4 protein-coding genes are annotated in these 3,838 nt (G+C 43.7%); all 4 read left to right on the plus strand.

The features are described 5' to 3' along the window. The coding region (locus tag F6K20_RS28260; protein WP_287296889.1) for a winged helix-turn-helix domain-containing protein at positions 1–369 on the plus strand (369 nt) is incomplete at its 5' end. Between the two features lie 588 nt (positions 370–957). After that, positions 958–2,229 carry a sensor histidine kinase gene (locus F6K20_RS28265; RefSeq protein WP_008181323.1) on the plus strand — a complete coding sequence of 424 codons (1,272 nt, stop codon included), beginning with the start codon at positions 958–960 and terminating at the stop codon, positions 2,227–2,229. 167 nt (positions 2,230–2,396) lie between these two features. Continuing rightward, positions 2,397–2,729: a hypothetical protein gene (locus tag F6K20_RS28270; protein WP_131826965.1), complete on the plus strand. Its 333-nt coding sequence runs from the start codon at positions 2,397–2,399 to the stop codon at positions 2,727–2,729. 290 nt (positions 2,730–3,019) lie between these two features. Further along, positions 3,020–3,739, plus strand: a complete 720-nt coding sequence (locus F6K20_RS28275; protein ID WP_008181327.1) for a fasciclin domain-containing protein — start codon at positions 3,020–3,022, stop codon at positions 3,737–3,739. Positions 3,740–3,838 lie beyond the last annotated feature (99 nt).

The following is a 3,838-nucleotide window of genomic DNA, read 5'->3' on the forward strand; positions in this document are numbered from 1 at the left end:
TATTTAGGGGAGTTGTCCGCTAGGATTCGGGCCTTACTGCGCCGGGGAAATACTACCTTACCACCTGTACTGGAATGGGATTCTCTCCGCCTTGACCCCAGTACCTGTGAAGTGTTCTATGAAGACCGCCTCTTGTCCCTAAGTCCAAAAGAGTATGCTCTGCTGGAATTTTTCCTGCGCCATCCTCGCCGTGTGTTTAGCCGTGCTCAAATCCTGGAAAACCTCTGGTCCTTTGAACGACTACCAGAAGAAGCAACCGTTAAAGCTCATATCCGAGGTTTACGACAGAAACTGGAGGCAGCAGGAGCTCCTTCTGATTTAATTGAGACAGTCTATGGTTTGGGTTATCGTCTGAAAGAAAAACCCTAATCTAACTATTCAGTTGTTACTGTTTAAGGTTGGCAGGTTGGCAGGTTTAAAGTTGGCAGGTTGGCAGGTTTAAAGTTGGCAGGTTGGCAGGTTTAAAGTTGGCAGGTTGGCAGGTTGACGGTATTCCTGAACTAAGGAATGATATCAAGTATAGTTGGGTCAGTTACCAATTACCAATTACCAATTACTAATTACCGATTAAGCTGTTGTGCATTTAAACTGTATATAGCGTAAAATCAAATAAAAAAGATAGATAACACTCCCCTTTTGCCTTTGGGTGCATCTCAATGCATGCAAAAACACTCAGGACAATAGAAGTATAATATCATGTTATGACATTACCCTTAATAAAAATCTCCCCCATCTCCCTATATTCCCCTCCTGGGAGGGGTTAGGGGTGGGTTCCTATCTCCCCCTCTCCCCAACCGCCCCACACTTCCCGCGCCCCCGCCCCACACTTCCTTTAGTTATAGATTTACAAGTTTAAGATGCACCCTTGCCTTTTGCCTTTTGCCTTTTGCTTTTTTCCTTGATAAAACGCACTTAAAATTCGTTTTATATTACTAATTACTAATTACTAATTACCATATGTTTAAAGGTCTGCGCTGGCGTCTTTTGTTGTATTACCTGATGGTAATGGCCGCAATTTTGAGTGTATTTGGTGCGGGTGTGTATGTTTTTTTAACACAGAGTCTGTACCAGCAACTTGACAAAAAACTACGGACTTTAGCCCAATCCGCCGCCCCCTCATTTACTGAAGTAGAAGAGAAAGGGAGTCAATACATTGAACAAGTTGATGAAGTCCCCTGGCGAGATATATTTAACCGAGATCAACAAAGCCTAGAATGGTTTGATGATAAGGGTAAACTATTGGCAAGCCGAGGTGCGATTGTGTTGAGTTTCCCGCCAAAACTGGGTTCGTGGACTCTACAACTCCCCGAGACATCAGAGCCAATTAGGACGTTTACAATTTCTGTTTTTAAGGACACCTCGAAACCAAGCCAACCATCCCTAGAGGGCTATATTCGAGCCAGTCAATCCACAGAGGATGTAGAAATTGTCCAAAGCCAACTATTTTGGGGATTAGGAATGGGAGGAATGATCGCTCTAGGGTTTGTTGGTATCGGTGGACTTTGGCTGACCCAGAAAGCTCTTGAGCCGATTGAGCAAAGTTTTAAGCAGCTTAAACAGTTTACTGCTGATGCCTCCCATGAATTGCGCAGTCCTCTGACAGCAATTAAAGCCTCTGTGGATGTGATGCGAAATCATCCTGAGCGAATTCATCCCAAGGATGCTAAGAAGTTAGTGGCTATTGCTAGCGCGACGGATCAGATGAGCAACTTAGCAGAAGACTTACTATTTTTAGCTCGCACTGATGCTGCTTTGTCAATTCCGACCCGAAAGTCAGTCCCAATTTCCCTCAACACAGTTTTGCAGAATGTGGTGGAATTGTTAGAATCATTTGCTCAAGATAAGCAGATTACCTTGGAATATCACTGCCTGACAACAGTGTCTGTCATTGGGGATGAAGGGCAACTGACCCGTTTATTTTCCAACTTGCTAGAGAATGCCCTGCAATACACACCCCCTAAAGGAAAAGTGGTTCTTACTGTTGCCAAACAGAATCGCTGTGCCCTGGTCATGATTGAGGACACTGGCATTGGTATTGCCCCTGAACATCAGCCTTTTGTGTTTGATCGCTTCTGGCGTGCGGATAAAGCTCGTTCTCGCCGAGAGAGGGGTACGGGCTTGGGACTTGCGATCGCTCAAGCAATCACTCACAATCATGGGGGAAAAATCACCCTTACGTCTGAGGTTGGGGTTGGTAGCTGCTTTGAGATACGTTTACCGCTGGTTTAGGAAAATAGCTTCTAGGTTGGGATTTTATTGTCTGATCATTATACCATTTCCCTAATCCCTACTCCCTAATTTCTATCCTTACCGAATTTTTTACTTTTGGGTAATAATCTCAAAATATGAAGCCCAGGAAATCATCAATTTAGTTGGGAGGTACTGTGGTGAATCAAATGCAGCAAATACTAAACAATAACAATAGTTCCGGGTTAGGGTGGGTATTTACAGGCTTGATTCTAGCAGGTCTAACCCCCCAACAGGCACAAGATGAAATTCAGGGTAATTTAGACTCTGGCACCCTCAAAATTTTCGGAGAACTTGCCAAAACGTCTATAGGCAGATTGTGCCTAGGAGGAAATCATCCTTCTTATACCAATACCAAATACCAATACCAATTCTCTAAATACCTGCAACAGATAAACTCCCCCTTTTGGGAATGGGGAATGGGGAATGGTCGGAAAATTTGGTTAATTAATCATCAGGCTTCTAGACTTGATCTAAATTAGCTTTCCAATCAGTGAGAATGTTAAGTATTCAGCCGTCAGCCGTGAGCTTTGAGCTCACGCTACGCAAACAGCCGTCAGCTGACGTAACAGAAATTAAACCAATGCTTACTTGTTTTATTCAAAAGCACCTCAAGTAGCGTGGGTGGCACAGGCTTCGACGCTGTGATGTAGCACATAAGCTGATAGCTGAATGCTGAATGCTGAATGCTTATCTATACCTCGGTCACTATAGCTCGATAAATTAGTTGGAAAGCGTTAACCATACCTAGCATTCAGGAGAGATGATCTAAATGAAAACTCGCATTAAGTTGCTAACAGGTATTCTGGGATTAAGTGCTCTGATCAGTTTCCCGGCAATAGCGCAAGAAAAAACCGAAAACTCAGTTAAAGATGCTGTCAATGGTGCAACTGAGTCTATGGTAGAAAGCGCCCCCGATTCCTTGAGCAAACCCCTTCAAGAGGGTGAAAAGGTAGAAATGCCAGCTACCACTGAGGCTGAATCTACAGCCAGTAACCTTGTAGAGCAAGCTGCGAGCAATGATCAATTCCAAACCCTTGTTAAAGCAATTGAGGCAGCAGGCTTAACGGAAACCTTGGCTGGTGAAGGACCCTACACTGTTTTTGCTCCCACCGATGACGCTTTTGCTGCACTGCCAGCAAATACCTTAGACAGTCTACTACAACCAGAAAACAAAGAGGTACTGGTAAAGCTGCTAGAGTATCATGTTGTAAGTGGTGCAGTTCCTAGCAGTCAAATCCAGTCGGGAGAAATTATCACTATGGCTGGAAAATCGGTGGCAGTACACGTGGGTGAAGACGGTAATGTTACTGTCAACAATGCTCAGGTAACTCAAGCAGATATTGAAGCCAGTAACGGCATTATTCATGTTGTTAACCATGTAATTTTGCCCTCAAGATCTCATGCTCAATCGGAACCAGCACCAACAGGAGTCATGCCAAATTCAGATGGCGAATTAAATTCGCCAAGGTCAAGCGCACCTGCTGAATAAGTTTGGTGTTTGTGGGAATTATATCCCGTCCGTTTGACTACTTATTAGTTAGGTTTATTCGATAATTTGATAGTGTAAAGTTTGACTTAATACTTAACA

The organism is Moorena sp. SIO2C4, from assembly GCF_010672485.1.
Classification (GTDB): domain Bacteria; phylum Cyanobacteriota; class Cyanobacteriia; order Cyanobacteriales; family Coleofasciculaceae; genus Moorena; species Moorena producens.

Coding starts and splice junctions, on each gene's coding strand:
- F6K20_RS28265 (WP_008181323.1), top strand. CDS start 958: ATGTTTAAAGGTCTGCGCTGGCGTCTTTTGTTGTATTACCTGATGGTA.
- F6K20_RS28270 (WP_131826965.1), top strand. CDS start 2,397: ATGCAGCAAATACTAAACAATAACAATAGTTCCGGGTTAGGGTGGGTA.
- F6K20_RS28275 (WP_008181327.1), top strand. CDS start 3,020: ATGAAAACTCGCATTAAGTTGCTAACAGGTATTCTGGGATTAAGTGCT.